Below are 26,513 nucleotides of genomic sequence, written 5' to 3' on the forward strand. Positions count from 1 at the left end.
TATAACACCTTTTGGTTTCGCGTCAAGTTCTATTAAAATAAATATGGTGACTCTACTTTTTGTAAAGACACCATAAACAATTAAATTATTGGTTATAAAGGAGCGCTTGCGCAATTCCAACGAAGTATTCTGATTCGCGAATGATATGGTTTAATACCACCTTTGCAGTGGGGTTGCTACTGACGGCTACGCTGTGTGTTTTAATTTGCTCGCATAGTTTTATAAATGATAGACTCTGATCTAAACAATATGAAACCAACTGAAGCACATGCTGATACAATTGGTCTGAAATCTGATAGCCCGAACGGACTACTGACTCTATATAACGGACCACATGCTGATGCGTTTCTCCAAGAGCAGCTTCCCATTTTTTAAGTGCATCAACAAATTCCTGTTCCAGTCCAGAAACTAGCTCACGAATCACAACCGTATGCTCCTCTTCCTGGTGCTTCCAAAATTCTGCTTCATCCAAGATACGTAAAGGCATTTGTTGCCCATAATAAAATTGCATAGACATCCCCCCATACTTAATTCACTTCAATGTATGGGATATGCTGTTAAAATATGCTAAAGGTTTTACTACCTATTTTCTTTAAGCTATGAATGATACAATATTCTTCAAATAGATTACTTTCGAGGTAGTTATATGTTAAATTTCCAATACTTACGAAGGATCCATTTAAAAAGGGAGGAGATTCCCTCTTTTAACAAATATCCTTTTAAACTGACAGCTATAAAGACACTTGATGAGCTCGTGTTTCATCCTAAAGTTACGTTTCTTATTGGTGAAAATGGAATGGGTAAATCCACTTTATTGGAGGCAATTGCAGTTGCATTAGGGTTTAATCCAGAAGGTGGATCCTTTAATTTTAATTTCTCCACTTATGATTCTCACTCTTCGTTAGCTGACCATTTGAAGGTAATCAAAGGTGTAGAGAAACCTCAAGATGGATTTTTCCTTAGAGCGGAAAGTTTTTATAATGTAGCTTCAAACATTGAAGAGCTTGATAAGGGAGGCGGCGGTCGTAAAGTCATTGATTCTTTCGGCGGTGTTTCCCTTCATGAGCAATCACATGGTGAGGCCTTCTTTGCCACGTTTCTTCATCGTTTTAGGGGAAATGGCATCTATATTTTAGATGAACCTGAAGCGGCCCTCTCCCCTTTGCGGCAGATGTCGATGTTAACGAGGATCCATGATTTAGTCAATGAACAATCCCAGTTTATCATCGCTACCCATTCACCGATTATCATGGCCTATCCCCATGCAAAAATCTTTGAATTTACAGATGAGGGTTTAATAGAAAGTAAGCTTGAAGAAACCAACCATTACAGGATTATGAAGCAGTTCTTTGACGATAAAAATCGTATGCTGCATCATTTATTAGATGAGTAAAACGCAAAAAGCTCGGTAATCCGAGCTTTTTTGTTACACCATGTTTTTCCCGTAAAAAATTTCATCCATCTCCAGCTTGAGTCTTTCAGTGATTTCAATATGTTCATCAGGGGTCAATTTATCTTTTGTATAGCCAAATAAATAATGATTTAAGTCAAATTCCCGAAGCTTACATTTTGTATGGAAAATGTTTTCCTGATAGACGTTCACATCAATCATATCGAATAGCTCCCCGACATCTTCAGGAATGTAATTTTGAATCGAGTTAATTTCATGGTCAATAAACAGCTTATGCCCCGTTTTATCCCGAGTAAAACCGCGAACACGGTAATCAATAGTCATGACATCCGTTTCGAATGAACGGATTAAATAGTGAAGAGCCTTAAGCGGTGAGATTTCCCCACATGTGGAAACATCAATATCTGCTCTAAAGGTGCTGATTCCTTCATCAGGATGAAATTCCGGATATGTATGAACCGTGATATGACTCTTATCAAGCTGCATCACCACTGATTCCGGAAGTGGGCCTGGAGATTCCTCAAACGACTCAGAAGGAGCATTGGTAAGCGGCCCCTCTGAAACTAATAGCGTCACACTCGCTCCAGCAGGCTCAAAGTTTTGCGCAGCCACATTCAATACATGAGCCCCAATAAGATCTGAAACATTTTTTAGAATAGCTTCCAGTCTCTCCGCGCTGTATTGTTCATCAATATATTTCAAATAGGCTTCACGCTCATCCTTTGTTCTTGTATAACAAATATCATACATATTAAAGCTTAGTGACTTCGTCAAATTATTAAAGCCGTGTAATTCAATTGCCTGCTCGTGCGTAAGTCTCATGGCAATTCCCCCTTGTAAGAATAACATTCGAAAGTAAATATTATTAAGATACCCATTGTTATACCCAGTTACTTATTTTTTAAAAACTTTTTGACCTTGATAATTCTTTCCATCTTGAGAACAATAATCGAAGGACTTTCTTAAGAGGTGAAAGGATGAAGAAAAAGTTTTTTCTTATATTGATTTTCCTATTATTACTTCCTAACCTAGCAATAGCGAAACCTGAACCGGAAAAGGTAAAAGTGGCATTTGTTAGAGACGGCTTTCTTTGGACGAAAATGAATGGCATGGAAGAAAAAATCACGCACAAACCTACCAAGTATAACGAGCCACCCCTATGGTCTCATGATGGAAAGTGGATTGTTTATGGTGTAGAACCAAAAGAGAAACTTAGTCCGAACTTAGAGTCCCAAACTGAGATTTGGGTGTATAGTTTAGAGACAAGAAAACACAAACGGATTACTTATGACGGTTCAAACCCAAAATGGTCACCGGTTGAGGATATCCTAGCCTTCAAAAGTGGTGGTGTCTTAAATATCTCCAACCTGGATCAGTTTTATAATATTGCGTTAGGTGTAGGAGATTATAATTGGTTCCCGGATGGAAGGGCCTTTATCACCGCGTCAGGCGCTTCACTAAGACCCGATGGCTGGACAAATCCTGTTCTTTACAAAATCGGACTTGATAAAGATTTTACAAAAATCACGAGTCTAACAAAAAATGTGAAGAAATTGTACACCATTCCAAGTGAATTAAAAAAAGGGAATATTAGTTTACTTGCCATTGATGCAACTAATTTTCAATTTTCCCCTGATGGTAAGTGGATTTCTTTTATGGTCAGCCCAACTGCTTCCTGGTCAATGGACAGCAATATGATGTGTGTGATCTCATCTGATGAACAAACCTTCGAGGTTTTAGATGAAATGATTTGGGAAGTTGACTCTCCTAAGTGGGCCTTCCATCAAAACCGGTTAGGTTATATTGCGGGTGGGGGAAGAATTGTTATGGGTTTTAAGAATAAAAAAATGAAGGTCACGGAACTTCCGGCTTACAAGTCAATCAGCTTGACTCCCCCTCACTTTGCGGAGTTAGGTTTTACATGGAGAGATGATCAGTCAGTAATTGTCTCTAGAGTTAATGAGAGCGAATGGTCAAATGATCCTAAGCAGAGGCCCGATCCTTCTTTATTTTCAATAACAATGGGGGAGCAAACGCAATTGCAATTGACCCATCCTCCAAAAGGTTTTGGTGATTACCACCCTATTTATCTTCCTTCTGCGCGTAAATTAACCTGGGTCAGGAAAAAGGATTTGGCTGAAATGCAACGAGATTTGTGGATTGCTGATTCAAATGGGGAAAATGCTCGGGTATGGATTAAAAATGTGGATGGTTATGATTTTTATCAAGGGAAATAGATGATGGCAGGCCTCCTTTTCATGTGAAGGTGGCCTGTTTTTTGCGTGAATTTCATTTATCGACCACTTTTTGTCGGATATCAACCGGTTTGGATTTTTTTCGACCACTTCGCGTGATATATCGTCCGCTTTTACATTTTATCGACCACTTTTCAAGATTTATCAACCACTCAGCGTCTACGTTCTTCCATTTTTCCCAGTTTGTATTGGAATTTTTAAACAGGACGCTGATTCGCTCATAAACCACACGAATTCGCTCATAAAATGTAAAATCCGCTCATATCCCATAATAATTCGCTCATTAACAGCTAAAATCCGCTCATTGCCCCAACAATTTTTAAAATAAATAGAAAAAGCAGCTCATGTAAAGCTGCTTTTCCTCTATTTCACTTGATAATTCATCAAGAGTTCGATTTCTTCGTCGGTTAATTCCCGGTATTCTCCCAACTCTAGGGTTTCGTCTAATGAAAGTGGTCCCATAGAAATACGTTGGAGGTATACGACTCTTTTTCCTACCGCTTCGAACATTCTTTTTACTTGATGAAATTTTCCTTCGGTGATTGTTAACTCTATATCGGAACGAATACCCGATTTCAATATCTTTAATTCACCTGGCTTGGTTTCGTAGCCGTCATCCAATGTTACACCATTAGCAAAGGCTGTAATATCCGATTCGGTTACTTCCCCTTCAATCACAGCAAAATAGGTCTTTGGAACATGTTTTTTCGGTGCCAGCAATCGATGAGCCAATTGACCGTCATTGGTGATTAACAATAAGCCCTCTGTATCCTTGTCCAATCTTCCAACAGGAAACGGCTCATAGACTTGGTCTTCAAGTTCCAATAGATCAATGACTGTTTCTGTATTATTATCCTCTGTTGCCGATAAAACCCCTTGAGGCTTGTTCATCATTAGATAGATAAATTCTCTGTATTCGATGACCTCACCATTTAAAGTGACGGTTTGCTTTTCAGGATCAACATGCTGTTTCGCATCTTTAACCACTACATCGTCTACTTTAACAGAACCGCTTTTTAGAAGTTGCTTTACTTCTTTTCGGCTACCAAAACCAAGGTTAGCTAGCATTTTATCAATTCTCAAGCAGTACCCCTCCTTCTTGGCAATTTTAACTTTGTCATTAAACGCTCAAGCCTAGTTCCAAATAAGCGGCTGGCAAGACCAGATTTTAAGCCTAAATAAAAATAGATAGCTGCCCCTACTCCTGCACTAACTAAAATTAACAAAATAGATTGCCCTTTCAATGCTGGAGATAGGAATAATGATAGGAACTTATAGACGGCCTCTGTCCCTGCCCACATTAATCCAGCAAAGATCACGATTAATAAACCCCTTCGCCAAACAAGTCGGAATGGGTAACGAGAATACGTTTTTATAACGATGATATTGATAATAATGGCTGCAAGGTACCCAAGTGTGGTAGCGAGTACAGCCCCTTTTGTTTCCATCATTTTTATTAAAGGAATGTTTAACGATAATTTTATTAATAATCCTACAAGGAGACTTAAGATTGTAAATCGTTGTTCATTAATGCCTTGTAAAATGGCAGCTGTAACTGAGTAAAGAGAAAATAGAATCGCAACCGGTGCATAGGCCCTTAATACTTCTGCTCCAAGTAAGTCATGCTGATAAAAGACGGTGTAAATAGGTTCAGCCAGCAAGGAAAGACCAATCGAAGCTGGGAGCGTTAAGAATAATAAGACCTGAAAGGTTTGATTTAATTGACGATTCATACTTTTCCTGTCATTCTCAACAAAAGACTTCGTGATGCTAGGAACTAAGGTTAGTGAAAAAGCAGTCGCGAGTGATACTGGGATGATGACAATCTTATGCGACTCGAAATTCAACATGGAGAAGAAAGATTCAGCGACTTTCGTCGATTTCCCAATTTCCGCCATTGCCTTTGTAAAGGTAAACTGATCAATCGCCTGAAATAATGGATTCGCAATACCTACTAAAACGAATGGAAAGGCAGAGATAAATATTTCTTTATAGATTTCCTTGAGCGAGATATCCATCGTACCCTTATCATGTTCAAGCAATTCGTCTAAATATGGCTTTCTTTTATACCAGTACCAAAATAAAACGGCAAGGCCTCCAATGGCTCCAATAAAAGCAGCAAAGGTAGCCACACTAACAGCCGTTACCATTTTGCCATGGAAAATATTTAAAACTGCATAAGCACCTAATAGTGTAAATAGAATTCGTACTATTTGTTCTACTACTTGAGAGAGTGCCGATGGCCCCATCGATTGATGGCCCTGAAAATATCCTCTGATCAAACTCATAAACGGTACAACAATTAAAGCAAAGCTAACTGCTCTCATCACGGTTGTGACATCTTTTAAATTCGCTTTTTCACCTTGTGTACTCATTTCAGCTAACATAGGAGAAGCAAAATACATGGCTAAAAAGGCAACAAATCCAGTGATGAGCATAATCATTAATCCAGATTTAAATAGCTTCCTGCCAACAGCGTATTCTTCAAGTGCATTATATTTAGAAATAAATTTGGAGACCGCCAACGGTACACCTGCTGTAGCGACACTAATAAAAATGGTATAAGGAACGTAAGAAAATTGATAAAGGACCGTCCCTTGACGACCGACGATTTGAAAGAATGGAATAACGTAAATTAAGCCGAGAATTTTGGAAAGTATCGTTCCAAAAGTTAATATAAATGTTCCTCTTAAAAGCTTAGACTGCATAAAATCCCTTCCTACCCGAAGAAATACGTGCGTGTTTTCACAAAGTACATGTCGACTTTTTTTGCACACTATTAGTAGTTTACAACTCTTTTCCCTTCGATGCTACTAACAAATCAAGTTAATTTTATTAAAATCCCGCCTATTTGTTTTAATTCGGCAAGAAATGTTTATAATGAAGTGACATGAAATCTTTGAATGAATATAAAGTTGGTGTAATTATGGAATATGATGTGATTGTCATCGGCGGGGGCCCATCCGGTTTAATGGCTGCCATTGCCGCTGGTGAAAAAGGCGCGAAAGTACTTTTAATAGATAAAGGCGACAAGCTTGGCCGAAAACTTGCTATTTCTGGAGGCGGACGCTGTAATGTGACGAATCGCCTGCCAGTTGAAGAAATCATTAAGCACTTGCCAGGAAATGGCAGGTTTTTATACAGTGCTTTTTCCATCTTCAGTAATGAAGATATAATTAGATTTTTTGAAAAGCTAGGAATCGAATTAAAGGAAGAAGACCATGGGCGTATGTTCCCTGTTTCCGACAAAGCACAATCGGTCGTGGACGCACTTTTACATCAATTAGAAAAACTCAATGTAAAAGTGTTCAAAAATAGCCCTGTAAAGGATCTCATGTATGAAAATGGTCAGGTATCCGCTGTCTTGTTAAAGGATGGCCAACGTCTATCAGCCAAATCCATTGTGATTGCTGTTGGCGGCAAGTCTGTTCCCCATACAGGTTCCACAGGTGATGGGTATGCATGGGCGGAAAAAGCGGGGCATACCATTACGGAACTGTTTCCTACTGAGGTACCTGTCACGTCTAGCGAACCTTTTATCAAAAATAAATCGCTGCAGGGTTTATCTTTACGGGACATTGACTTAAGCGTCTTAAATCCAAAAGGGAAACCGATCATCTCTCATCGAATGGACATGCTGTTCACTCACTTTGGCGTTAGCGGCCCCGCTGTATTACGTTGCAGTCAATTTGTTGTAAAAGCGATGAAGAAATGGAACTTAAAAGAGGTTACCATGAGTCTAGATGCTCTACCCGATAAAAAGGAAGAAGATATTTTTCAAGAAATCATTAAACTAGTAAAAAGCGAACCTAAAAAGAGTATTAAAAATACACTAAAAGGGTTGCTCCCTGAACGGTATTTACTATTTCTCTTAGAACAAAATAGCATCGACCCATCCGAGCAGGGTGGTACCATTTCTAATGAAAAAATCAGAAGTTTTTCTAAAAGCTGTAAGCAATTTCTCATAAAGGTAAATGGCACTCTTCCACTTGAAAAAGCCTTTGTAACTGGTGGTGGGATCTCAGTTAAGGAAATTGAACCGCAAACCATGGGCTCAAAGCTAATGAACGGCTTATATTTTTGCGGGGAAATTCTTGATATTCACGGGTATACAGGTGGCTATAATATAACCTCAGCCCTCGTAACCGGAAGACTCGCTGGGACGAACGCCGCCCTCTTCGCAAAAACTAGTTATCATTGAATATAAGAGCAAAAGAATCCTATTAAGTGACTTTTCATTGCTTATTAATAGGGTTCTTTTTTTGCGGGATTACTTATGTACCCAGATTTTCAGTACTAGCGCTTTTCAGTTTCTTTTTAAATAGAAGCCCTAGTAATAACAAAATTATAGGCACACCAACGCTGATAGACATCGCGAGCATGACCCAGTAGGACTCGATATAATTGATGGCCCGGTGGTGATCAAGTACCACCCAATACCCAAAAGCACTTAGTACAAAGCTCACAGGAATAATCGTTCGATTGAACTTTTTTATACCAAATATTTGTTGAATGGAAATCGTTGCACAATAAAAGGTCATAATGATTTGAGTAATAGACGAAAGAGCAAAGAATGCAATCATAATCATTTCATACCGATGAATAAACAACCCGATCTCTGCGCTTCTTGCCATTTGCATACAGGAAATAATGTACTGCCCAGTTACTTCTGCCGATAAAACACCTGACTCAAGAATCGGCCACAAGACAACGAAGGCTCCCCCTAAGAGAATGCCGTATGCTCCCGACTTACTCCATGTTTTATTTTCTTTTACTTTCGGTAAAATAATCGCGGCCATCATGGTGGCCAGTGCCCAGTCTGTATTATTATGCCTGCTTGCCCAAACATCTGGAATCACCCCTGCATCAAAAATAGGTAACAGTTCCTTGATATCGAAGTCAGACATAGACCCAATAATGATTAAAATATTGAGCATTAAAATGGAAAACACACCGATAAGGGCCATTCTTCCGATGACCTCAATTCCATGATATAGAGCAAAAACAGCAATCACCATGCCGGCTAAAATAAATAAAAACGTGGGGGCTTCAGGCAAGAAATAATCTTTAAGATGGTAAACAAATGTGGTAAATACCGCCCCAGCTGCACCTACAAAAAAGAAGAAGAGAAGTAAACTAATTATTTTCCCAAACCATTTACCTAATAGCACTTCACTTTGTTCAATTATATTGAGACTTGGAGTTTTGCGTATTAGATATACCGTTATTAGCATCATTAAACAACCCTGGATGGTAGAAAATAATGTGGAAATCCACATATCCCCACCTACCTCTCGGGCAATCGATCCTTGTGTTAAACCAATGGCTTTTGCATATACCATATTAATTATGAGTGCCATAAAAATCCCATTTGAAATCTGTACTTTCATTTAGTTCTTCACACTTCCTGGCTTGGTCTGTTTTTTTAATAAAACAGTATCATTTATTGTTGCTTTCGTATGAACCTCAACTGCTACTGTCGGAAAAATCGTTTCCCAACTGGGCCCAATTTTCCGCCATTCTACCGGATATTTATTGTTAAACACTTTTCCAAGTTCAAGGAAATCAGATTTAAATTCAATCTGGGCTTTTTTTACAATCTTCTCAAACTCTTTTTTCTTTTCTTTCTCTATCATTTTTTCTAGTGCTTTTACCTTGTCTCTTTCCTCTAACGCAAAGGGACAAGCTGCCTCCACTACACTTCCTGTGGTTTGGTAGGATATCTTAAACGACGGTTTATTATCTTGATAAGAAGGAGTCACACTGAACTTCTGGTTCTTTAATTCCACTGTCATTTTTTTACTTTTATCATCAGGGCAAGACAGGATATGTACACCTGTATCAATTGGTTCAATAAAAGGAATCATCCCTCTCACTTCCACAGGCTTTAAAGTTCCTACAAGCTTATCCTCCCGAAAGATACCCGCCCCTGCTAATTCAACCTGATTGTAGGAACCGGCCTGCCCCGCCTTTTTATTGGATACACCTCGTTTTACAAAATGGACTCTTGCCAATATAGGTTGAGTACTTTCATTTAGATAGGCAGACTGCAAATCAATCATTTGTGTCCGTGGCGCTTGTACTGAAATAGGGGTATACCTGAATAACTTATCTAACGCTTCTCCTGGAACCACTTCTAATCCCGTCATCGTACTCACTACTTGTTTTGCCGGATTTGGTGTGACAACAACCCAAGTTCTCATCCTAAGTTCTGGATTTCGTGTAAAGAAATCAATAATGTCACTTATTCCTTCCTTTGCCAGGTCTTCATTAATAACAATAATGAGATTATGAGCCCAGAATACCCTTCGACTGGAAAATGTGGATAAGTTTCTTATGGCCTGAAAAATCGTTTCACCTTCTGCGGAAGCAGACCAAATAGGATCTCCCGTTTGCCCGGAAGGAGCCCCTGTGGAACCTCTTGCATCTGCTGGCCTTGCAATCTGGGTGGTTACTTTTATAGTTCCTTCTTTCTCTCCTTTATCTAGACCTACTGCCATAACTAGTGCTAGATCGCTTAATTCTCTTTTTCCTGTTTTACAACCGCTCAATAGTAATAAACAAGATAAAAAGAGAATGATATATTTAGGAAACACTATCGTTCACTCCTTTTTCGATAGGTTTTTCCGTTAACCTTCATTATTATTGTTTTCTTGTGGGTTTTTAGGTTTTTGACTATCACTTGCACGTTGTCTTTGCTTTGCCAGGTGTGGCAGTCGTTCCATTGACCACCACGGAAACCTTATTATCATATCCTTCTGATCAGAAGGCTGAAAAGGAGTGGCCGGAGCTAGATATGACTCCCCAAAGGACCTTAAAGATAACGCGTGAATAGCGATAAGAGAAAAAACAACTGAAAATCCTAATAAACCTAACGTTCCTGAAGCAATTAATAAAGGAAATCTGACTAGCCTTATGGAAAAGGAGGCTGCATAATTCGGCATAACAAATGAAGCAATACCAGTAATTGCAACGATAATAACCATAAAAGGAGAAACCAAACCGGCTTGTACGGCTGCTTGTCCGATGACTAGAGAACCAACGATACTCACAGCCTGACCTACAGGTTTAGGCATCCTTAGCCCGGCCTCACGCATCAGTTCAAAACTTATTTCCATGATGAGCGCCTCTAACAAGACCGGGAATGGAACTACTTCTCTCCCAGACGCAATCGTTAACGCTAAAGCTGTTGGAATCATTTCTTGATGAAAGCTTACCAACATAACATAAATAGACGTTAGGACAAGACTGATAATGAACGCAAAATAACGAATGAGACGAAAGAATGAACCAGCCATGTACCTAGAATAATAATCATCACTTGCCTGTAAAAATTGCCAAAAATAAGTTGGAACGATCAACACAAAAGGGGAATTATCAACAAAGATTGCTACTCTACCCTCTAAAATAGACGCTGCCACTTTATCAGGGCGTTCCGTGCTCTGCACGGTAGTGAACGGAGAAAGTGGCGCATCCTCTATTAATTCCGATATATAGCCCGAGTCGATAATTCCATCAATATCAATATTGTCCAATCTCTTCATTACCTCTTCAACCAAGCCCTTTTTTACAGTCCCTCGATGGTAGGCAATGTTAAGCGTGGTCTTAGATGACTTTCCAACTACAGTCGATTTAATAGAAAGAAGCGGATCCTTTATTCTCCTTCTAACGAGAGCAGTATTTGTGCGCAAATTTTCAGTAAAGCCATCTCTAGGACCAATAACTACTTGCTCTGTCTGTGGTTCGCTGACAGCTCTGTCCGCCCAACCTCTAGTCGAAACAAGGATGGCTTGATCACATTTTTCAATAATAAATACGGAATCACCCGATAAAATGGCATCAATCACATCTGCTACCTTGGAAATTAATTTAACACTGTGTGCATGAAGGATATGCTTATTGATTTTATCCGGAAGATTCGTATAAAGAGTATTTATATCCATGTCTCTTAATAATCGCGGTGCCTGATAAATAAAGGAATCAATGACGGAGCCAATGATATTGGTGTTTACTAAACCGTCAATATAAAAACAAACAATGGCTATGTTCTTTTTCTGATGAAAAAAAAATTCTCGTACAATTAAATCTCCATTATCAGTAAGAATCTTTTGGATTAATAATTTATTTTCCTCGTAATTTGTTGTTAATTCTTTTTTTAGGTGCTGATCTAGATTATTTTCCATTACTTTACCCTCTCCGTGTAATGAACATTTGAATCTATTCTCTTTATATCCAAACCACTTATAAAATAACCCCTACTAAGGTATGAATGGTGTATAGGCCGTCGACAATAACATTGAGGTGTTTGCAATGGATTTTTATCATTTTTGGCTATACCAATATGTGATAAACACGATATGGTTTTTATGGATAATTGTTGGTGGCGTGATAGTATTAAACTTTTCGGGGCCTGTGATTATTTGGCTGGTGATGACAGGCAAGGGAAAATCCAAAAAGAATCAAAAAGAAAAACCTTGTCTTAAACAATAAACTTGCTTAAGCTAGGTTTTACATTTCCTATAAAGAGAGTTTCACTGTCACGAGCGATAGATAATCATCGCTGAAAAGCAATAAATTTGTTCTTCCTCTTCCTCTTCTGTCATGGCAGCAACGTTATATTTAATATCGAGCAGACTCTGCTCATCAATTCCTCTTAAGAAGCGATTCATTTCTTTTTCTAAATCCTTCTCATGCTCCCGGTCAAATAACTTTACCTGAATCACTGTACTCTCCCTCTCCTTTTTACTATCATTATTTACCATTTTTCTGAATTTTATAAATTAAAGTCTGTAAAAATTTAAGTTTATATTAAGGTTTAACTTGTAAACTCCTAAATGTAAGACATTTGAAAGAGGAAAGGAGCACTACAATTGGATAAAAAACAAAAAATCTCATGGGGTGTTAGCTTTGGTAGTTTAGCTTTAGTGGCAGGAATGGTGTCCTATCTGGGATTATCAAATGGAGATCAAGCAAACAATTCATTAGCATTAAATCAGGGGCAACCTTCTAACAATAATTCCAATCAGAAGTCACAAGATAATTTTAATTTTCAAGCGCAGGAGGAATCAAATCAAGGGTTTAATCATTCTTTTCGCTGGGATCGTTCCTCTTAATTTAATCAAAATGACCAAAGTTCAGATAATAGTGATCAATTTTCGGGTAATAATGATCAATCCTTTGACAATAGTAATCAGCAAGATCAATTCTCAAATGGTGGCAGTCCTGAGATGGGCCATCATGGCGGATTTCATACTACTACTGGTGGAACCTGATGTACTCCTATCGATTCAACTCTATGAGTACGATTGTTCAAATTTCTATCAATCATGAACTGTTTGCAAATGATATGATGCCCATCTATAAACTATTTGAATTAATAGAGTCCACGTGCAGCCGGTTTCGTGAAGATAGTGAACTTTGTCGTTTAAATCAGCAGGTAGGAAAAGGAGTCACGATTTCTAGTGAAATGTTGTCCATTCTTACCGATGCCCTTCGTTTTTATAAGGAAACAAAAGGCATCTTTAATCCTTGTGTATTAACGGCATTAGAACCTTTCTGTCCTTCTCGGCCTGTATTCTCAGGTTCAAAAAAAGAGAAAACAAAGAGTTACCGTTTCCTTGTTTTTACATGAGGCGCTTTCCAACTGGGCACTGATTCTTGTCTTAGGCCATGTTGGAATTTTGCTTATTGACTCGTATATTTCCTTTCAATGGGTTGAAGTGTTAAAACCTTTTAATACAGACTATAAGCCTCTTTCAATGGCAATGGGGACAGTGTCATTGTATTTTTTAATCATGACGATTGTCACCTCAAAGGCACGAAAAAAGATGGGCTATCAAAAATGGCGGAAATTTCATGCCTTGAATCCGATTCTTTATATTCTAGTGACACTGCATGGACTAATCATCGGTACAGACTTCCAAGGGGTTTATAACAGTTTATAAAAATGTAGACGATAGTAGACGATAGTAGACGATAGTAGACAATAGTAGACAATAGTAGACAACACTAGACAATGGTAATATTTTATGTATCTTTACATTAAATACTTGAAAAAGTGATTGATATATAAGATAATATAATTACGAACAAATGTTCCGAAAGGTGTTTGGAGGTGCAAAATGATACAAACGTACCAAACGAAACTAATAAACTTCACACTACATAATGGACTCTCATCAATCATGTACCTTCATGAGTATGCAGAATACTTTGGCAGGCTGGAACGAAAGCTTTTTGTTCAATCTCACATAAAAGGTGTTTCGTCCTCTAGCCTAAAAAAGACCTTTCTAACTCAATTTGGAATCACAGCTCGGCAATTCAATTCTTTGAGAATGCAGCTGGACGGAAAGGTCTCCTCCTTTATCGAAAAAAGAAAACGGGAGATCCAGGAGCTTGAAGCAAAAACGACTTACTTACAAAAATTCATTGACAAGAAATCCACGCAAAAAGAACAACTTCATCAAAAACTCCAGGAACTACCACAAACCCATCCGTTATTCTCGAAAAAGGTAAAGAACTATCGTAACCTCAAGTTTTACCTTCATCAAAAAAAGCGCCGACTGAGAAATCTCAAACAAAAATTAGATCAACTGCAAGTAGACGTGACGAATCATAAGATTCACATCTGCTTTGGTTCGAAGAAATTATTTCAAAAACAATTCCATTTGGAAGAAAATCAATACAAGGATCACCAAGAGTGGCAGAAGGACTGGCGGGAGGCCAGAGGTTCACAATTTTTGATAATTGGCTCTAAGGATGAAACTTTCGGAAACCAGTCGGCAGCGTATAATTTGAAGAACACATTAAGGCTCCGTGTGGCCAATCACTTTTCTCAAAACTATGGGAAGTATATAGAGTTCAATGACGTGCTGTTCCCTTATGGGCAAGAGTGGATAAACAAGGCAAAGGTTCCTTACATGGGGCATACCCGGAGCGGACGGCCGCAAAAGTATTATACATCTATTACGTATCGCTTTCTTAAGCAGGAAAAAGGATGGTACGTAAACGCAACAGTTGAACGGGAAATACCCAAAGTGGGAACATCAAATCTAAATGGACTGATCGGAATCGATCTCAATGCCGGATTTCTCTCAATTTGTGAAATTGACCGGTTTGGAAATCCTATCAAAAGTTGGAAAATGAACGTCCCCATGTATTCCAGAAGAAAAGAACAGGTCACTGCTTCCATGAGTGATGCCATCAAGCAGATCCTCGAATACGCCGTCTTGGTTCAAAAAGATGTCATGATTGAGAAACTAAATTTTTTAAAGAAAAAGACACAACTGCGGGAAAAAGGGCCAGCTTATGCCCGGATGCTTTCGGGTTTTGCTTATTCGACCTTCCAGCAGTTAATTGAGACAAAAGCGAAAAAAGTAGGCGTAAAAGTAAGGCAGGTCAACCCAGCTTATACCAGTCAAATTGGGCAAATGAAATTTATGGCACGATATGGGTTAAGCTCCCATGCGTCAGCCGCGTGCATGATCGCGAGAAGAGGCTACCACTTTAAAATGGAAAAGCCAAAGTATGATACCATCCTGTCATTACCAAAAAATTTTGATAAGCATCGATCCAATTTTAGCAATTGGTGTACAATTACCCATCATGTAAAAAAACAGTATTCATTCCAAGATAAAATCGAGCTTTTGAAAGCAGATATTTAAAGAAGAAAAATTGGAGCAACGCTTCCTTTTTACCTGTAAGGAAGAAAAGGACCACGTACTTCAATGTGTAGATTGTATGTGCTAAACCAGCGTGGCTAACAGCCTTTCTAGAGTATCGCAAGGTATCCACGGCCGTGAACATGGCTGTGTGATGGAAACGATGAAGTGTTTAGTGGTTGTAAAACTCCTATTGTACGGATGTTTCCATTCTGGAATTAGGGTGTGATCCCCTAACGCGATCCGCAAAAAGCTCTGTTCGTTTTGCGTGCTAAATGAGTAGGTAGATTCATTTAGAACAGATAGATAGTGATATCCATAAATGTCTATATTTTTAGGAACGGTTGTCCTTTTAGTCATCAATATACTTCCAGCCTTGCCAATAGGTAGCTTGCTTTTTAGAGATAAGCCGACTCTTGAAGCAACTTATTGATACAAAAAACCGATTCTCCAAAAGGACGAATCGGTTTTTTGTTTATTATTTTGTTTCACCTGACCAATTAAGCATTCCGCCAATCATGTTGCGTACCTTGTAGCCCTGTTCCTGCAAATAATAGCAGACATTCCCACTTCGGGCACTTGAGCGGCAAATAAAAATATATTCTTTATCCTTGTCAAAGTAATCAAGGTTAGCAGGAATATCGCCCATACGAATATGCTTTGCCCCTGGAATCATTCCTCCTGCTACTTCCTCATCTTCTCTTACATCTACAAGCTCAAGCTTTTCCCCCGCTTCAAGCTTCTTTTGTAACTCTTCAGGTGTAATAATTTGAATTTCTTCCATGTCATCCATCCCCTTTTTAAGAGTAAAGAGGCTTACCCCTTTCGCTTTGGAGGCAGCCTCTTCATTTCATTTAGTTTGCAACAATGTTTACAAGTTTACCCGGAACGGTAATCACCTTGCGAATGGTTTTTCCTTCGATTTGCTCTTTCACTCGATCATCATCCATCGCAATTCCTTCCAACGCTTCCTTACTAGCATCAGTTGGTACCATAAGCTTTGTTTTTACCTTACCATTTACCTGGATTACAATTTCCACTTCGTTATCTACTAACTTCGCTTCATCATAGGCTGGCCATGCCTCATACGAAATAGTTCCGCCGCTATGACCAAGCTTTTCCCAAAGCTCTTCCGCGATATGCGGAGCAACTGGTGATAGCATTTTAACAAAGCCCTCCATATAATCCTTTGGAAGCACAGTTGCTTTGTAGGCTTCATTGATGAATACCATCATTTGAGAAATAGCAGTATTGAAACGTAAGCCCTCGTAATCCTCAGTTACTTTTTTCACGGTCTGATGATAAACTTTTTCCAAATTAGATGCTTCTTCATTTGGCTGGATTTTTGGATTCAACACTCCATTTTCTTCTACCATCAAACGCCAAATACGGTCAAGGAAACGACGTGAACCGTCTAAACCATTTGTTGACCACGCAATCGAAGCATCAAGTGGTCCCATAAACATTTCATACAAGCGAAGTGTATCTGCACCATGGCTGCTTACAATATCATCCGGATTCACAACATTTCCTTTTGATTTACTCATTTTTTCATTATTTTCGCCTAAAATCATTCCTTGGTTAAATAGCTTTTGGAATGGTTCTTTTGTTGGTACTACTCCGATATCATACAAGAACTTATGCCAGAAGCGCGCATAAAGCAAGTGAAGTACGGCATGCTCGGCACCACCAATATAGATATCAACAGGAAGCCAGTGGTTTAACTTCTCTTGGGAAGCTAGTGCCTGATCATTTTTAGGATCAATATAACGTAAGTAATACCAGCAGCTGCCTGCCCATTGTGGCATGGTATTCGTTTCGCGGCGGCCTTTTTTACCTGTTTCTGGGTCAACTACATTTACCCAATCCTCAATATTGGCTAATGGAGATTCTCCTGTACCAGATGGTTTGATATCTGTTGTTTTTGGTAATGTCAATGGAAGCTGTTCTTCCGGAACAGCAGACATTGTGCCATCTTCCCAGTGGATAATTGGAATCGGCTCACCCCAATAACGCTGACGGCTGAACAACCAATCGCGTAAACGGAAGGTTACCTTCTTGATTCCGATTCCTTTTTCTTCTAACCAAGCAATCATTTTTGAAATGGCTTCTTCTTTGTTTAAACCATTTAAGAACTCAGAATTGATGTGTTCACCGTCACCAGTATATGCTTCTTTCTCCACATCGCCGCCTGCTACTACTGGTTTAATTGGTAAATTGAACTCCTTCGCGAATTCAAAATCACGCTCGTCATGTGCAGGGACTGCCATGATCGCACCTGTTCCATAGCTTACTAATACATAATCGGCGATCCAGATAGGCATTTTCTCATCATTCGCTGGGTTGATGGCATAGGCACCGGTGAAGACACCCGTTTTTTCCTTCGCAAGGTCTGTACGCTCAAGGTCACTCTTCGTTTTCACTTTATCTAAGTATGCATCCACTGCTGCACGCTGTTCTGCTGTTGTAATTTTATCAACAAAGGAATGCTCTGGAGCCAGAACCGCATAGGTTGCACCGAATAATGTATCTGGACGAGTGGTGAATACAGTAAACATTTCGTCGTGTCCGTCAATTTGGAAGTTTACTTCAGCGCCTTCAGAACGTCCGATCCAGTTGCGCTGCATTTCTTTCAAGCTTTCCGGCCAATCAAGTTCTTCAAGATCTTCTAATAAGCGGTCTCCGTAAGCGGTGATTTTTAACATCCACTGCTTCATTGGGCGGCGCTCTACTGGATGACCACCACGTTCACTCTTACCATCGATGACTTCTTCATTAGCCAAGACGGTTCCAAGTGCAGGACACCAGTTTACGGCTACTTCATCAATATAGGCTAAGCCTTTTTCGTAAAGCTTTAAGAAAATCCATTGTGTCCATTTATAGTATTCAGGGTCAGTCGTATTCACTTCACGGTCCCAATCATAGGAGAATCCTAATGCTTTGATTTGTCTGCGGAAGGTATTGATATTTTTTGTCGTAAACTCGGCTGGATCGTTCCCTGTATCTAATGCATATTGTTCTGCTGGAAGACCGAATGCATCCCAGCCCATTGGGTGAAGGACATTATAGCCTTGCATACGCTTTAAGCGTGAAAGAATATCGGTTGCTGTGTAACCTTCAGGGTGTCCAACGTGTAGGCCAGCGCCTGATGGATATGGAAACATATCTAACGCATAGAATTTGCGTTTATCATACTCTTCACTTGTTTTAAATGTTTTTTCTTCTTCCCATTTCTTTTGCCATTTCTTTTCGATTTGTTGATGATCGAAACTCATGTCTGTTTCCTCCTAGTAAAAAATAGGCTCTGTTAAACTTGCCTGTTGATTTCCACTCCAGTCACTTCGCTTTCCGTGGGTGTTTAGGCGAGCCTCCTCGGCGCTTGCGCCTGCGGGGTCTCCCCTGAACCATACTCCCACAGGAGTCTTCGTGCCCTCCGTTCCAATCAACAGGGTGTATAAAATTAACACTGTTCTTTAACACAGCCAAAAAATAAAAAAATCCCCTCATCCCAAAAGGGACGAGAGGATTGTATGTATCTTCCCGCGGTACCACCCACATTAGTGCTTATGCACTCACTTCATTCATCCTTAACGCGGAATACGGCAAACATTACTGTTCCTTCATGTTTGCAACTCAAAGGCGAGTTCATGATGTACCCGGTTGACTTTCACCAGCCGTCAACTCTCTTCGTACGGGTATGGACCACTACTACTCCTAGTCACTGTCTTTTCAATATGAAGTATTACGGTTATTGTATTAAATTTATCATAAGTATGCAAGTAAACATAGCCTAATTTCAGAATTGACCAAATCCCACCAATTTAAACTATAAAAAGACATTTAGGCCTGGATCAGGTATATTCCTTTTCAAATTATGTGTTGATTGCCTCTTGAAGTACCTCTAAAGTTACCTTTTTTTATTTCTTCCTTTCTTACTCGTCACTTTCGGAGGTTTACTTGTCTAAATTCATGATTACTCGTCTATTTCTCATTTTACTCGTCAATCTTCTCACTTTACTCGTCACTATCCCCATTTTACTCGCCAACTACTAAACTACACCCAATTCTCCATAAAAAAACCACACTATCACGGAATGTGATGGGACAGAATTATATAAAAAGAACAAAGGAGACCAGCTCCTTTGTCCAATTGTCCGTGTGGAATGGACAAATCCCTACATTTGTCCACGGATGGTGCCTGACACCATTTTTGTTTTTAAAGTGCGGTCATAGATTAAAGTGGTTACGATTGCGATGATGAATAGTCCTATAAGAACAATAAATAGAGCCGAGATATCGTACACATCTACGATTATTCCTCCTAGCAGAGGACCAATCATCCTTCCACCGGTGGCAGTGCTGTTGACGATTCCTTGGTAGAAGCCTTCGCGTCCTTTAGGTGCAAGGTTAAAGGCAACGGTCGGTACAGCAGGCCAGATAAACATTTCTCCGATTGTTAAGATAATCATAGCAACTAAAAGTCCAGAAAAAGCATTTGCCTTTCCTGCAACAATAAACGAAACGATAAAAATACCAATCCCGATAAGCATTTGAAGCTTCAGTGAGGATGATAGTCGCTTCAATACCCCATTTAAGAGTGGCTGCCCTAAAACGATAATGGCACCATTGATTGTCCATAACAAGCTATATTGACTTAACGAAATGTTGATTTCCTGTGTATAAGATGAAATCGTTGTTGACCACTGAACGTATGCGACCCAGCAAAGTAAGTACCCTATGCACAGAATTAACAATGCTTGCAGATTATTTCTGTTTTTTACAACTGGTCCATCTGTGTCACTTATTGGCTTAGCTGAAGCGGTAGCGATTCCTTTATAGCCAAAAACAGCAATGAGAAGAAAGATGATATACATGATCGTATTGGCAAGGAAGATGAGCTGGAAGGAATAATCTGCTACAATCCCGCCCAAAGCTGCTCCTACTGCTACCCCAAGATTTTGAGCCACATAGATTGCGTTAAATGCTTTGCGACCGCCCTCTACCCAAACGGTGCCCGCCATCGCGTACATTGCTGGAAATACCACCCCAGAACCAAAACCAATGATGGTTAAAAACACAATATATGCTGGCCAGCCATGCCAAAACGTCAGGCCTATCAGTGCAGCGAGCGTAATACCAATTCCCAAAATGATAGATTTATAGCCGCCTATTTTGTCAAATAGACTGCCGCCATAAAGGTTTCCGATGACACTGGCTGCCGAGTTAAGCATCAAGACAACACCAGCAACGGATAAAGATTTACCTAAATGATCGTGAATATAGATTGTATTTAAAGGCCATAAAAAAGAAGAGCCTGTTACATTCACTGCCATCCCGATGATTAAGAGCCATAAGGCACGTGGCATGAAAAACGCTCCTTTACAATTAGCTATTATTTCAATTCCCAAAGAAATATATTATTCCTTTTTCAGCGGAAGTGCAATTATTTTTCATTGCCAGCACCGGGTAAATGTTCGCTGGATTTCTAGTCAATTCACTGAATTTCGATAGATTCCGCCAAAGTTGAGATTTATTCCGCCAACTTTGCAGTTTATTCCGCCAACTTCGAATGGAATTCCGCCAACTTTGCACTTTATTCCGCCGACCTATAAATTAGAACTCTAAAATTGACTCACCACAATTAATTTGACAAAATAAACGCAAGAAAACACTGTTTCTCACGAAGAAACAGTGTTTTCTACAACGTTACCTAAGGCTCTTTCCATTCTTATTCCTTCTTGGCGGGACGAATAAGATGATTAATGGAAGGAGTCTATTTTTTTACAGGCGGTACAACAGGTGCTTGAGCAGGGAAATAACTATTTACTGCCTTATCTTTTTTCTTCTCATTTACCTTTTCATCCAGGACTGCTTTTTTCACTTTTTCAATTTCCTTATCCAGCTCATCCATGTTAACGCCTTTTTTCACAAGTTCTTCAGTAGCTAAGCGAATGGCTTTATTGGACTGCTCAATAGAGATGCGTAACGAATCCATCGATCCTTGTGGATTATGGAAGCCTGCAGAGTTTTCAGCTGCAATAATATCCCAGAACCATTGTCCCTTGCGTACAAATTCCTGTGCTTGTTTAATTTTCTCTTGGCTTACCCCAGTAGTAATCATTTTGTTTACATAATAGTGAGAGATGGTTGAAACGTCCTGTGCTTCGTGTAATGCACTAACATTTGCCTCTTGAATCTCAAGGACACGATCTTTTAATTTGTCTAAATCACGGTCGCCGTGGCACTGGCCGCAAGAGGTTTGCATTGTTTTAAGTGGAGACGTCCACCAGTGTGATGTAATCTTTCTTTTTCCATCGACACGTTCATACGGCATGTGGCAATCTGCACAGGAAACATTAGCTTTACCATGTGTACCGGATGAGTGCGTTTCATATTCAGGATGTTGTGCTTTTAACATAGGAGTACCAGAAATATTACTTACCCAATCCTTCTCAAAACCGTTTTCTTTTGCAATCGTATTATAGTATTCATACATTTCTTCCGGCTTAAAGCCTTTTGTCCAAGGGAAAGTTACTTCACTATTCTTTGAGGCAAAGTAATACTCCACATGACATTGTCCACATACATAACTGCGCATATCATTTTTCGTTGGTTTTGATACATCTACTCCCTTAGCTTCTAAAGCTTTATAAAAACTAGGACGTGTCACTCGCAAGTCCATCGTTTTTGGGTCATGGCAATCAGAGCAGCCAATTGGAGAGTGTCCCATCGCTTCACCCTTTGGCCAAATATCCTTGTTAAAATTGGCCCCCCAATAGCTATCGCCCATTTCCTCAATCATTTTTGGAACAGCCGTTGATTTACATGTATAACAAGAACCTACAGATTTATCAGTAATTCGTTTAATATTACGAATATCTTCTAATGCATACGTATGCCCACGCTCTTCGTTATACTCGGTTGCAAATCCATAACCATTAAACAAAATCGGTAGCAATGGCTCTTTATCCTCATCATACTTGCTGCGTTTAACAGAGCCACCGTATGTTGTATCTTCCATCTTTTCATTTTTCTTATAACTGTTGTACTGTAGCGGAAATAAGTCTTTGAATGCTTCATTACTAATTTCATCTGCGGTGAGGCCAGTTGTCTTTTTACCTGCAGCGGTTGCTGTTTGATCACTGGATTCATTGCCACAGCCAGTGATCAATAGTACAAATGCAAGCAGGAAAAGATATGCCCCATATCGGAACCTTCCCATTCTTAAAATCCTCCCTTATTTTCTAATAATTCTCCTGATTTAGGTGGCTTATTATAGTGGTCATCTTTAAAGCCTTTCCCATGTGGTACTGTTTTGTGACAGGAGACACAACTATCCTTCGCGTCATGAGACACATTAGTAATGGTACTCTTGTGACAGGAAACACAGTTTTCATTGATTACTTTCATCGTACGGTCTGTTGCCTCAATGACATTCGGGATATCATCTGTTCCTAGTGAGTTGTAATACACATGAGTCATCCCTGCTCGACCTTTAAAAAATAACTTTCCTACTTCACTCTTGTGCGGTAAATGGCAGTCATTACATTGAAGTTCTGCATGAGTAGAGTCCATGAATGATGTGTATACATTCTTCATCGTATGACAGTTTTGACAGAAACCTGGTGAATCCAGATATGCCATGGTCTTTACTGTTGTGAGTGATAGAAGGACACCGATTAGAAGTACGACTACAAATAGAAATTTTTTGTTGATTTTTAAAAGCTTTTTGAACATCTCTTCACCTCCCATAGAATTCTTTTTTCTCTTTTTTATTTATTAAAGTACTTACGTACCTTAATTCCCGGTAGATTGTTTTCTTTTTCTTTTCTTTAAAAGAATGGCCAAGATCCCTGCTGAAAGGACAGTTACTCCACCAAATGTGCCAACGGCCAGATGTGTGGCATTCTTCGTCTCTTTCTTTTCATCTATGTTTACTGCATTATCATTTAGTTCTGTTGTTGGTTTCGTTTCTTTACGGTCATACTTCATTTTGAATTCTTTCCCGGCCCCTGCTTTCACATCTTGGAAAAGATAAGATAACGTTTTATCTCCTTCAGCATGATTCTGATTCTCTTCTGGAGCTGGCGTAAGCTTCATATTCTTTGCTTTTTCGGGCTGGGTAAAGGAAATGTTAAGAAGTCCAATATCAGCAAAACTTTTAAAGTCATACGCTAATGACTTCTTTTCTTTTTTAACCATTAAGCTATCCGTAAAAAATTCAATTACGAATTTATATCGTTCATTTGGACCTATTTCTTCACTTGTAGTCCAGGAAATGGTTCCTTTTTCACGATCTAGCACATATTCAATCTCATACGCCTTGCTTAAATTACTTGAGTAATCTGCCACGTAGCCAATTCGAAAATTCTTCTCCTTAGTTGGCAGCGGAATTTCGATTTGACCTTTTTGTAGCCCTTTTGAGTTGTTTACCATAGTCCCTTGATAGCCGATTAATAGTGGGGCATGGTTCTTTTTTTGATCATTTGGGTGATACGCATACTCCGGCATGATATGTATCGACAGTTCTTCCATGCTTAATACACCTTGATTTTCTGCATAGCCATTCATTGGAAACATTAGGACGAAGAACATACTTAGGAAAAATAGATACTTTTTCATTGTTACTCCTCTCAGGATCGGTTGGTAAAAAATATGGATAAATTGTGAACATGTTCACATGGTATGTTTGAAAAATTGTTAGGTGACCGTCCTCAAACTCTTTGGTCTCCTAACAGAAAGTGGAAGTTTTGGAATGGAATCTTATAATCCATACCTTATTTAAACCATGTTAAACACACCCAATCTGTGACCTACATCACACATCAAAACCCAGTTGTTTCTAATGTGTGAACGGGATTTTTCTTCTATTTTCAAGGTGTTTTCGTTGAAAAATTTATATAGAAGGGGTTTAAGGGGCTCTTTTAACGAAAAGAAGAGGCAGACTTTTTTGTCGGCCTCTTCTTATTTTTTTTTTAGGAGGATTGATTTTTTTCTTGGTGGAATTTAGACTTCACTGGCTGGCCGCCAGTTTTTTCGTACTTCTTTTTGGATTGTTTAACCACATCGAAATCCTGACCAAGCTCAACGTCTTGATTATTTACTCCATTTCGAGTTTTTTGCTCAGGGTTTTGTTGTTTTGAACGTTTTTTCAAGATTTCTCCTCCTCTTAATGACTTTCAAGGATCATTGAGTTTTGAATCTGCTGTAGCTGCAATCTCATTCGATGGAGTTGTTCACGCTGTTGTGAATTCGCACTATGTGCCATTTTTGCAATGTCCTGATAGGTTTCTTCTAGCTGTTGTAATGCTTTTGTGTAATCATCGTCATTATAATGCTCTTGAAGGCTGCTTTGCTTATATTGATCCTCAGCATATCGAAGCGCATCCTCACACTGCTGCATTAGATTATCCATTGATTCACGAGTAGCCATGTAAAAGAACCCCCTTTATTTTGAAGCAAGCACACTGCTTCATTTCTTATTTTGTTCTTGTTTCTTTTTCCTATAACACAACCAGTTTGATAAATGCTGGCAATTTGCATGAAAGAATTTCAATTGGATATGCTCTAGCATTCATGATAAAATTTTTCTATCTTATTCAATTTATTGAGTGGAAATTCTTTAACAAGGAGGTTTACTGATATGATTCAGACTAAACCTTTTCCCTATGCTGTTGATGATAAGCGATACCATACATGGAATTACCACCTGCGAAACCAATTCGGGCACAAGGTATTTAAAGTGGCACTAGACGGCGGCTTTGACTGCCCAAACCGTGATGGTACCGTTGCCCATGGCGGTTGTACTTTTTGTAGTGCTTCTGGATCTGGTGATTTCGCTGGAAACCGTGCGGATGACCTTGAGAAACAGTTCATTGACATCAAAGAGAAAATGCACACTAAATGGAAAGACGGCAAGTATATGGCCTATTTTCAGGCTTACACTAACACCCACGCACCCGTTGCCGTTCTCCGTGAAAAATTTGAAAGAGTACTACAGCAGGAGGGTGTCGTTGGCTTGTCAATCGCCACTCGTCCAGATTGTCTCCCGGATGATGTAGTAGAATATTTAGCGGAATTAAATCAAAGAACCTATTTGTGGGTGGAGCTTGGTTTACAAACGGTCCATGAACGAACTGCATCTCTTATAAATCGAGCCCATGATTTCCAATGTTATATCGATGGCGTTAATAAATTAAGGAAGCACGGGATTCGTATTTGTTCCCATATTATAAATGGACTGCCGCTTGAATCGTATGACATGATGATGGAAACGGCACGTGAAGTTGCAAAACTTGATGTACAAGGGATTAAGATCCACTTGCTTCACCTTTTAAAAGGCACACCAATGGTTAAGCAATACGAAAAAGGAATGCTCGAGTTTCTTTCCAAGGAAGATTATATAAAATTAGTATGTGACCAATTGGAGATTTTACCGCCGGAAATGATTGTTCACCGTATCACAGGTGACGGTCCGATTGACTTAATGGTGGGTCCAATGTGGAGCGTGAATAAGTGGGAAGTGTTAAATAGCATTGATGCGGAGTTAAAAAAGAGAGATAGCTGGCAAGGAAAGTATTATCACGGGCAGGCGGAGGAATAAAATATGAAGATGGATCGTATTTTACCTTTTGCCAGAAACTTACTTAAAAAAGCTGTAAAACCTGGTGATATCGTGATAGATGCCACATTAGGTAATGGCCATGATACCGTTTTTTTAGCAGGTCTAGTTGGAGATAGTGGAAAAGTGTACGGGTTTGATGTACAGGAAGAGGCGATTGCTGCGAGTAAAGATCGCATACAACAGCATGGTCTTTCCGAACGAGTAGAGCTTTTTCACGAAGGTCATGAGAATATTTCCCGACTCATCCCAACTATCCATCATGGTAAGGTTACTGGAGCTATTTTTAACCTAGGCTATTTACCAGGAAGCGATAAATCCATTGTAACCCGTCCTGAAACAACCATTTCAGCAATTGAGCAATTATTAGAAATGATGACTCCAGAAGGCATCATTGTACTTGTTATTTACCATGGTCATGTGGAAGGAGCAATAGAACGGGATTCCTTGCTCCATTACTGCCAGCAATTAGATCAAAAAAAGGCGCATGTCCTCCAATACCAATTCATCAATCAGCAAAATAACCCGCCATTTATTGTGGCTATTGAAAAACGCTAAAGAGGCTG

26 protein-coding genes and 1 other annotated feature are annotated in these 26,513 nt (G+C 39.3%); of the genes, 9 read left to right on the forward strand and 17 right to left on the reverse strand.

What is annotated here, in order from left to right:
* Positions 1 to 85: 85 nt before the first annotated feature.
* Positions 86 to 511 (reverse strand): DUF2935 domain-containing protein, encoded by a 426-nt coding sequence (locus tag AC3A54_RS04400; RefSeq protein ID WP_335529946.1) that lies wholly within the window; start codon positions 509 to 511, stop codon positions 86 to 88.
* 135 nt (positions 512 to 646) lie between these two features.
* Between AC3A54_RS04400 and AC3A54_RS04405 the strand changes: the two genes are divergently transcribed.
* Positions 647 to 1,393: an AAA family ATPase gene (locus tag AC3A54_RS04405; protein ID WP_487653442.1), complete on the forward strand. Its 747-nt coding sequence runs from the start codon at positions 647 to 649 to the stop codon at positions 1,391 to 1,393.
* A 33-nt stretch (positions 1,394 to 1,426) separates the two neighbouring features.
* On the opposite strand, the gene speD is transcribed toward AC3A54_RS04405, so the two are convergent.
* Complete coding sequence (gene speD, locus AC3A54_RS04410; RefSeq protein WP_308082853.1) at positions 1,427 to 2,233, reverse strand: adenosylmethionine decarboxylase; 807 nt, start codon at positions 2,231 to 2,233, stop codon at positions 1,427 to 1,429.
* Between the two features lie 155 nt (positions 2,234 to 2,388).
* Between speD and AC3A54_RS04415 the strand changes: the two genes are divergently transcribed.
* Positions 2,389 to 3,648, forward strand: a complete 1,260-nt coding sequence (locus AC3A54_RS04415; RefSeq protein ID WP_487653443.1) for a TolB family protein — start codon at positions 2,389 to 2,391, stop codon at positions 3,646 to 3,648.
* Between the two features lie 381 nt (positions 3,649 to 4,029).
* On the opposite strand, the gene AC3A54_RS04420 is transcribed toward AC3A54_RS04415, so the two are convergent.
* Both AC3A54_RS04420 and AC3A54_RS04425 read right to left on the reverse strand, forming a co-directional pair.
* Positions 4,030 to 4,749, reverse strand: a complete 720-nt coding sequence (locus AC3A54_RS04420; RefSeq protein WP_487653444.1) for a pseudouridine synthase — start codon at positions 4,747 to 4,749, stop codon at positions 4,030 to 4,032.
* Positions 4,746 to 6,374, reverse strand: coding sequence for a putative polysaccharide biosynthesis protein (locus AC3A54_RS04425; RefSeq protein WP_487653445.1), 1,629 nt, complete (start codon positions 6,372 to 6,374; stop codon positions 4,746 to 4,748). The genes AC3A54_RS04420 and AC3A54_RS04425 overlap by 4 nt, the downstream gene beginning before the upstream one ends.
* A 218-nt stretch (positions 6,375 to 6,592) precedes the next feature.
* On the opposite strand from AC3A54_RS04425, the gene AC3A54_RS04430 reads away from it, so the two are divergent.
* Positions 6,593 to 7,867, forward strand: coding sequence for a BaiN/RdsA family NAD(P)/FAD-dependent oxidoreductase (locus AC3A54_RS04430; protein ID WP_487653488.1), 1,275 nt, complete (start codon positions 6,593 to 6,595; stop codon positions 7,865 to 7,867).
* Between the two features lie 73 nt (positions 7,868 to 7,940).
* On the opposite strand, the gene AC3A54_RS04435 is transcribed toward AC3A54_RS04430, so the two are convergent.
* From AC3A54_RS04435 to AC3A54_RS04450, 4 genes are all read right to left on the reverse strand, one after another.
* Positions 7,941 to 9,056 carry a GerAB/ArcD/ProY family transporter gene (locus tag AC3A54_RS04435; RefSeq protein ID WP_487653446.1) on the reverse strand — a complete coding sequence of 372 codons (1,116 nt, stop codon included), beginning with the start codon at positions 9,054 to 9,056 and terminating at the stop codon, positions 7,941 to 7,943.
* On the reverse strand, positions 9,057 to 10,262 hold the full coding sequence (locus tag AC3A54_RS04440) for a Ger(x)C family spore germination protein (RefSeq protein ID WP_487653447.1): 1,206 nt from the start codon (positions 10,260 to 10,262) through the stop codon (positions 9,057 to 9,059).
* A gap of 33 nt (positions 10,263 to 10,295) precedes the next feature.
* The gene (locus AC3A54_RS04445) at positions 10,296 to 11,849 is read right to left on the reverse strand and encodes a spore germination protein (protein WP_487653448.1); all 1,554 of its coding nucleotides are present in this window, start codon (positions 11,847 to 11,849) and stop codon (positions 10,296 to 10,298) included.
* A 354-nt stretch (positions 11,850 to 12,203) separates the two neighbouring features.
* Positions 12,204 to 12,389 carry a sporulation protein Cse60 gene (locus tag AC3A54_RS04450; protein WP_308082843.1) on the reverse strand — a complete coding sequence of 62 codons (186 nt, stop codon included), beginning with the start codon at positions 12,387 to 12,389 and terminating at the stop codon, positions 12,204 to 12,206.
* A gap of 147 nt (positions 12,390 to 12,536) precedes the next feature.
* On the opposite strand from AC3A54_RS04450, the gene AC3A54_RS04455 reads away from it, so the two are divergent.
* The 4 genes from AC3A54_RS04455 to AC3A54_RS04470 all read left to right on the forward strand — a co-directional run bounded on the left by AC3A54_RS04455 (position 12,537) and on the right by AC3A54_RS04470 (position 15,329).
* Positions 12,537 to 12,779, forward strand: coding sequence for a hypothetical protein (locus AC3A54_RS04455; protein ID WP_487653449.1), 243 nt, complete (start codon positions 12,537 to 12,539; stop codon positions 12,777 to 12,779).
* A gap of 158 nt (positions 12,780 to 12,937) precedes the next feature.
* Positions 12,938 to 13,297 (forward strand): FAD:protein FMN transferase, encoded by a 360-nt coding sequence (locus AC3A54_RS04460; protein ID WP_487653450.1) that lies wholly within the window; start codon positions 12,938 to 12,940, stop codon positions 13,295 to 13,297.
* The gene (locus tag AC3A54_RS04465) at positions 13,284 to 13,610 is read left to right on the forward strand and encodes a ferric reductase-like transmembrane domain-containing protein (protein ID WP_487653451.1); all 327 of its coding nucleotides are present in this window, start codon (positions 13,284 to 13,286) and stop codon (positions 13,608 to 13,610) included. The genes AC3A54_RS04460 and AC3A54_RS04465 overlap by 14 nt, the downstream gene beginning before the upstream one ends.
* Before the next feature lie 177 nt (positions 13,611 to 13,787).
* Entirely contained in the window at positions 13,788 to 15,329 is a 1,542-nt protein-coding gene (locus AC3A54_RS04470) for an IS200/IS605 family accessory protein TnpB-related protein (protein ID WP_487653452.1), read from the forward strand.
* Between the two features lie 81 nt (positions 15,330 to 15,410).
* Here AC3A54_RS04470 and AC3A54_RS04475 read toward each other — a convergent pair whose 3' ends face one another.
* The 9 genes from AC3A54_RS04475 to AC3A54_RS04515 all read right to left on the reverse strand — a co-directional run bounded on the left by AC3A54_RS04475 (position 15,411) and on the right by AC3A54_RS04515 (position 24,759).
* Positions 15,411 to 15,686 (reverse strand): hypothetical protein, encoded by a 276-nt coding sequence (locus AC3A54_RS04475; RefSeq protein ID WP_487653453.1) that lies wholly within the window; start codon positions 15,684 to 15,686, stop codon positions 15,411 to 15,413.
* Positions 15,687 to 15,804: 118 nt separating this feature from the next.
* Positions 15,805 to 16,110, reverse strand: a complete 306-nt coding sequence (locus AC3A54_RS04480) for a rhodanese-like domain-containing protein (protein ID WP_487653454.1) — start codon at positions 16,108 to 16,110, stop codon at positions 15,805 to 15,807.
* A 70-nt stretch (positions 16,111 to 16,180) separates the two neighbouring features.
* Complete coding sequence (gene leuS / locus AC3A54_RS04485; RefSeq protein WP_487653455.1) at positions 16,181 to 18,601, reverse strand: leucine--tRNA ligase; 2,421 nt, start codon at positions 18,599 to 18,601, stop codon at positions 16,181 to 16,183.
* 235 nt (positions 18,602 to 18,836) lie between these two features.
* Positions 18,837 to 19,057, reverse strand: a binding site (T-box leader).
* Between the two features lie 444 nt (positions 19,058 to 19,501).
* The gene (locus tag AC3A54_RS04490; RefSeq protein ID WP_487653456.1) at positions 19,502 to 20,692 is read right to left on the reverse strand and encodes an MDR family MFS transporter; all 1,191 of its coding nucleotides are present in this window, start codon (positions 20,690 to 20,692) and stop codon (positions 19,502 to 19,504) included.
* A 407-nt stretch (positions 20,693 to 21,099) separates the two neighbouring features.
* Positions 21,100 to 22,548 carry an ammonia-forming cytochrome c nitrite reductase subunit c552 gene (locus tag AC3A54_RS04495; protein ID WP_487653457.1) on the reverse strand — a complete coding sequence of 483 codons (1,449 nt, stop codon included), beginning with the start codon at positions 22,546 to 22,548 and terminating at the stop codon, positions 21,100 to 21,102.
* A gap of 2 nt (positions 22,549 to 22,550) precedes the next feature.
* Positions 22,551 to 23,063, reverse strand: a complete 513-nt coding sequence (locus AC3A54_RS04500) for a NapC/NirT family cytochrome c (protein WP_308082835.1) — start codon at positions 23,061 to 23,063, stop codon at positions 22,551 to 22,553.
* A 60-nt stretch (positions 23,064 to 23,123) separates the two neighbouring features.
* A complete protein-coding gene (locus tag AC3A54_RS04505) occupies positions 23,124 to 23,948 on the reverse strand; it encodes a hypothetical protein (RefSeq protein ID WP_487653458.1) in 825 nt (274 codons plus the stop codon).
* A gap of 353 nt (positions 23,949 to 24,301) precedes the next feature.
* A complete protein-coding gene (locus AC3A54_RS04510; RefSeq protein ID WP_308082833.1) occupies positions 24,302 to 24,481 on the reverse strand; it encodes a glycogen biosynthesis protein GlgD in 180 nt (59 codons plus the stop codon).
* A 14-nt stretch (positions 24,482 to 24,495) separates the two neighbouring features.
* Positions 24,496 to 24,759 carry a YtzC family protein gene (locus AC3A54_RS04515; protein WP_308082832.1) on the reverse strand — a complete coding sequence of 88 codons (264 nt, stop codon included), beginning with the start codon at positions 24,757 to 24,759 and terminating at the stop codon, positions 24,496 to 24,498.
* 210 nt (positions 24,760 to 24,969) lie between these two features.
* Here AC3A54_RS04515 and mnmL point away from each other — a divergent pair, with 210 nt between their 5' ends.
* Both mnmL and mnmM read left to right on the forward strand, forming a co-directional pair.
* The gene (mnmL, locus tag AC3A54_RS04520) at positions 24,970 to 25,929 is read left to right on the forward strand and encodes a tRNA modification radical SAM protein MnmL/YtqA (protein WP_487653459.1); all 960 of its coding nucleotides are present in this window, start codon (positions 24,970 to 24,972) and stop codon (positions 25,927 to 25,929) included.
* A gap of 3 nt (positions 25,930 to 25,932) precedes the next feature.
* Complete coding sequence (gene mnmM, locus AC3A54_RS04525; protein ID WP_487653460.1) at positions 25,933 to 26,505, forward strand: tRNA 5-(aminomethyl)-2-thiouridylate-methyltransferase MnmM; 573 nt, start codon at positions 25,933 to 25,935, stop codon at positions 26,503 to 26,505.
* The last annotated feature ends 8 nt before the right edge of the window (positions 26,506 to 26,513 follow it).

The organism is Neobacillus sp. Soil_C_43, from assembly GCF_057656715.1.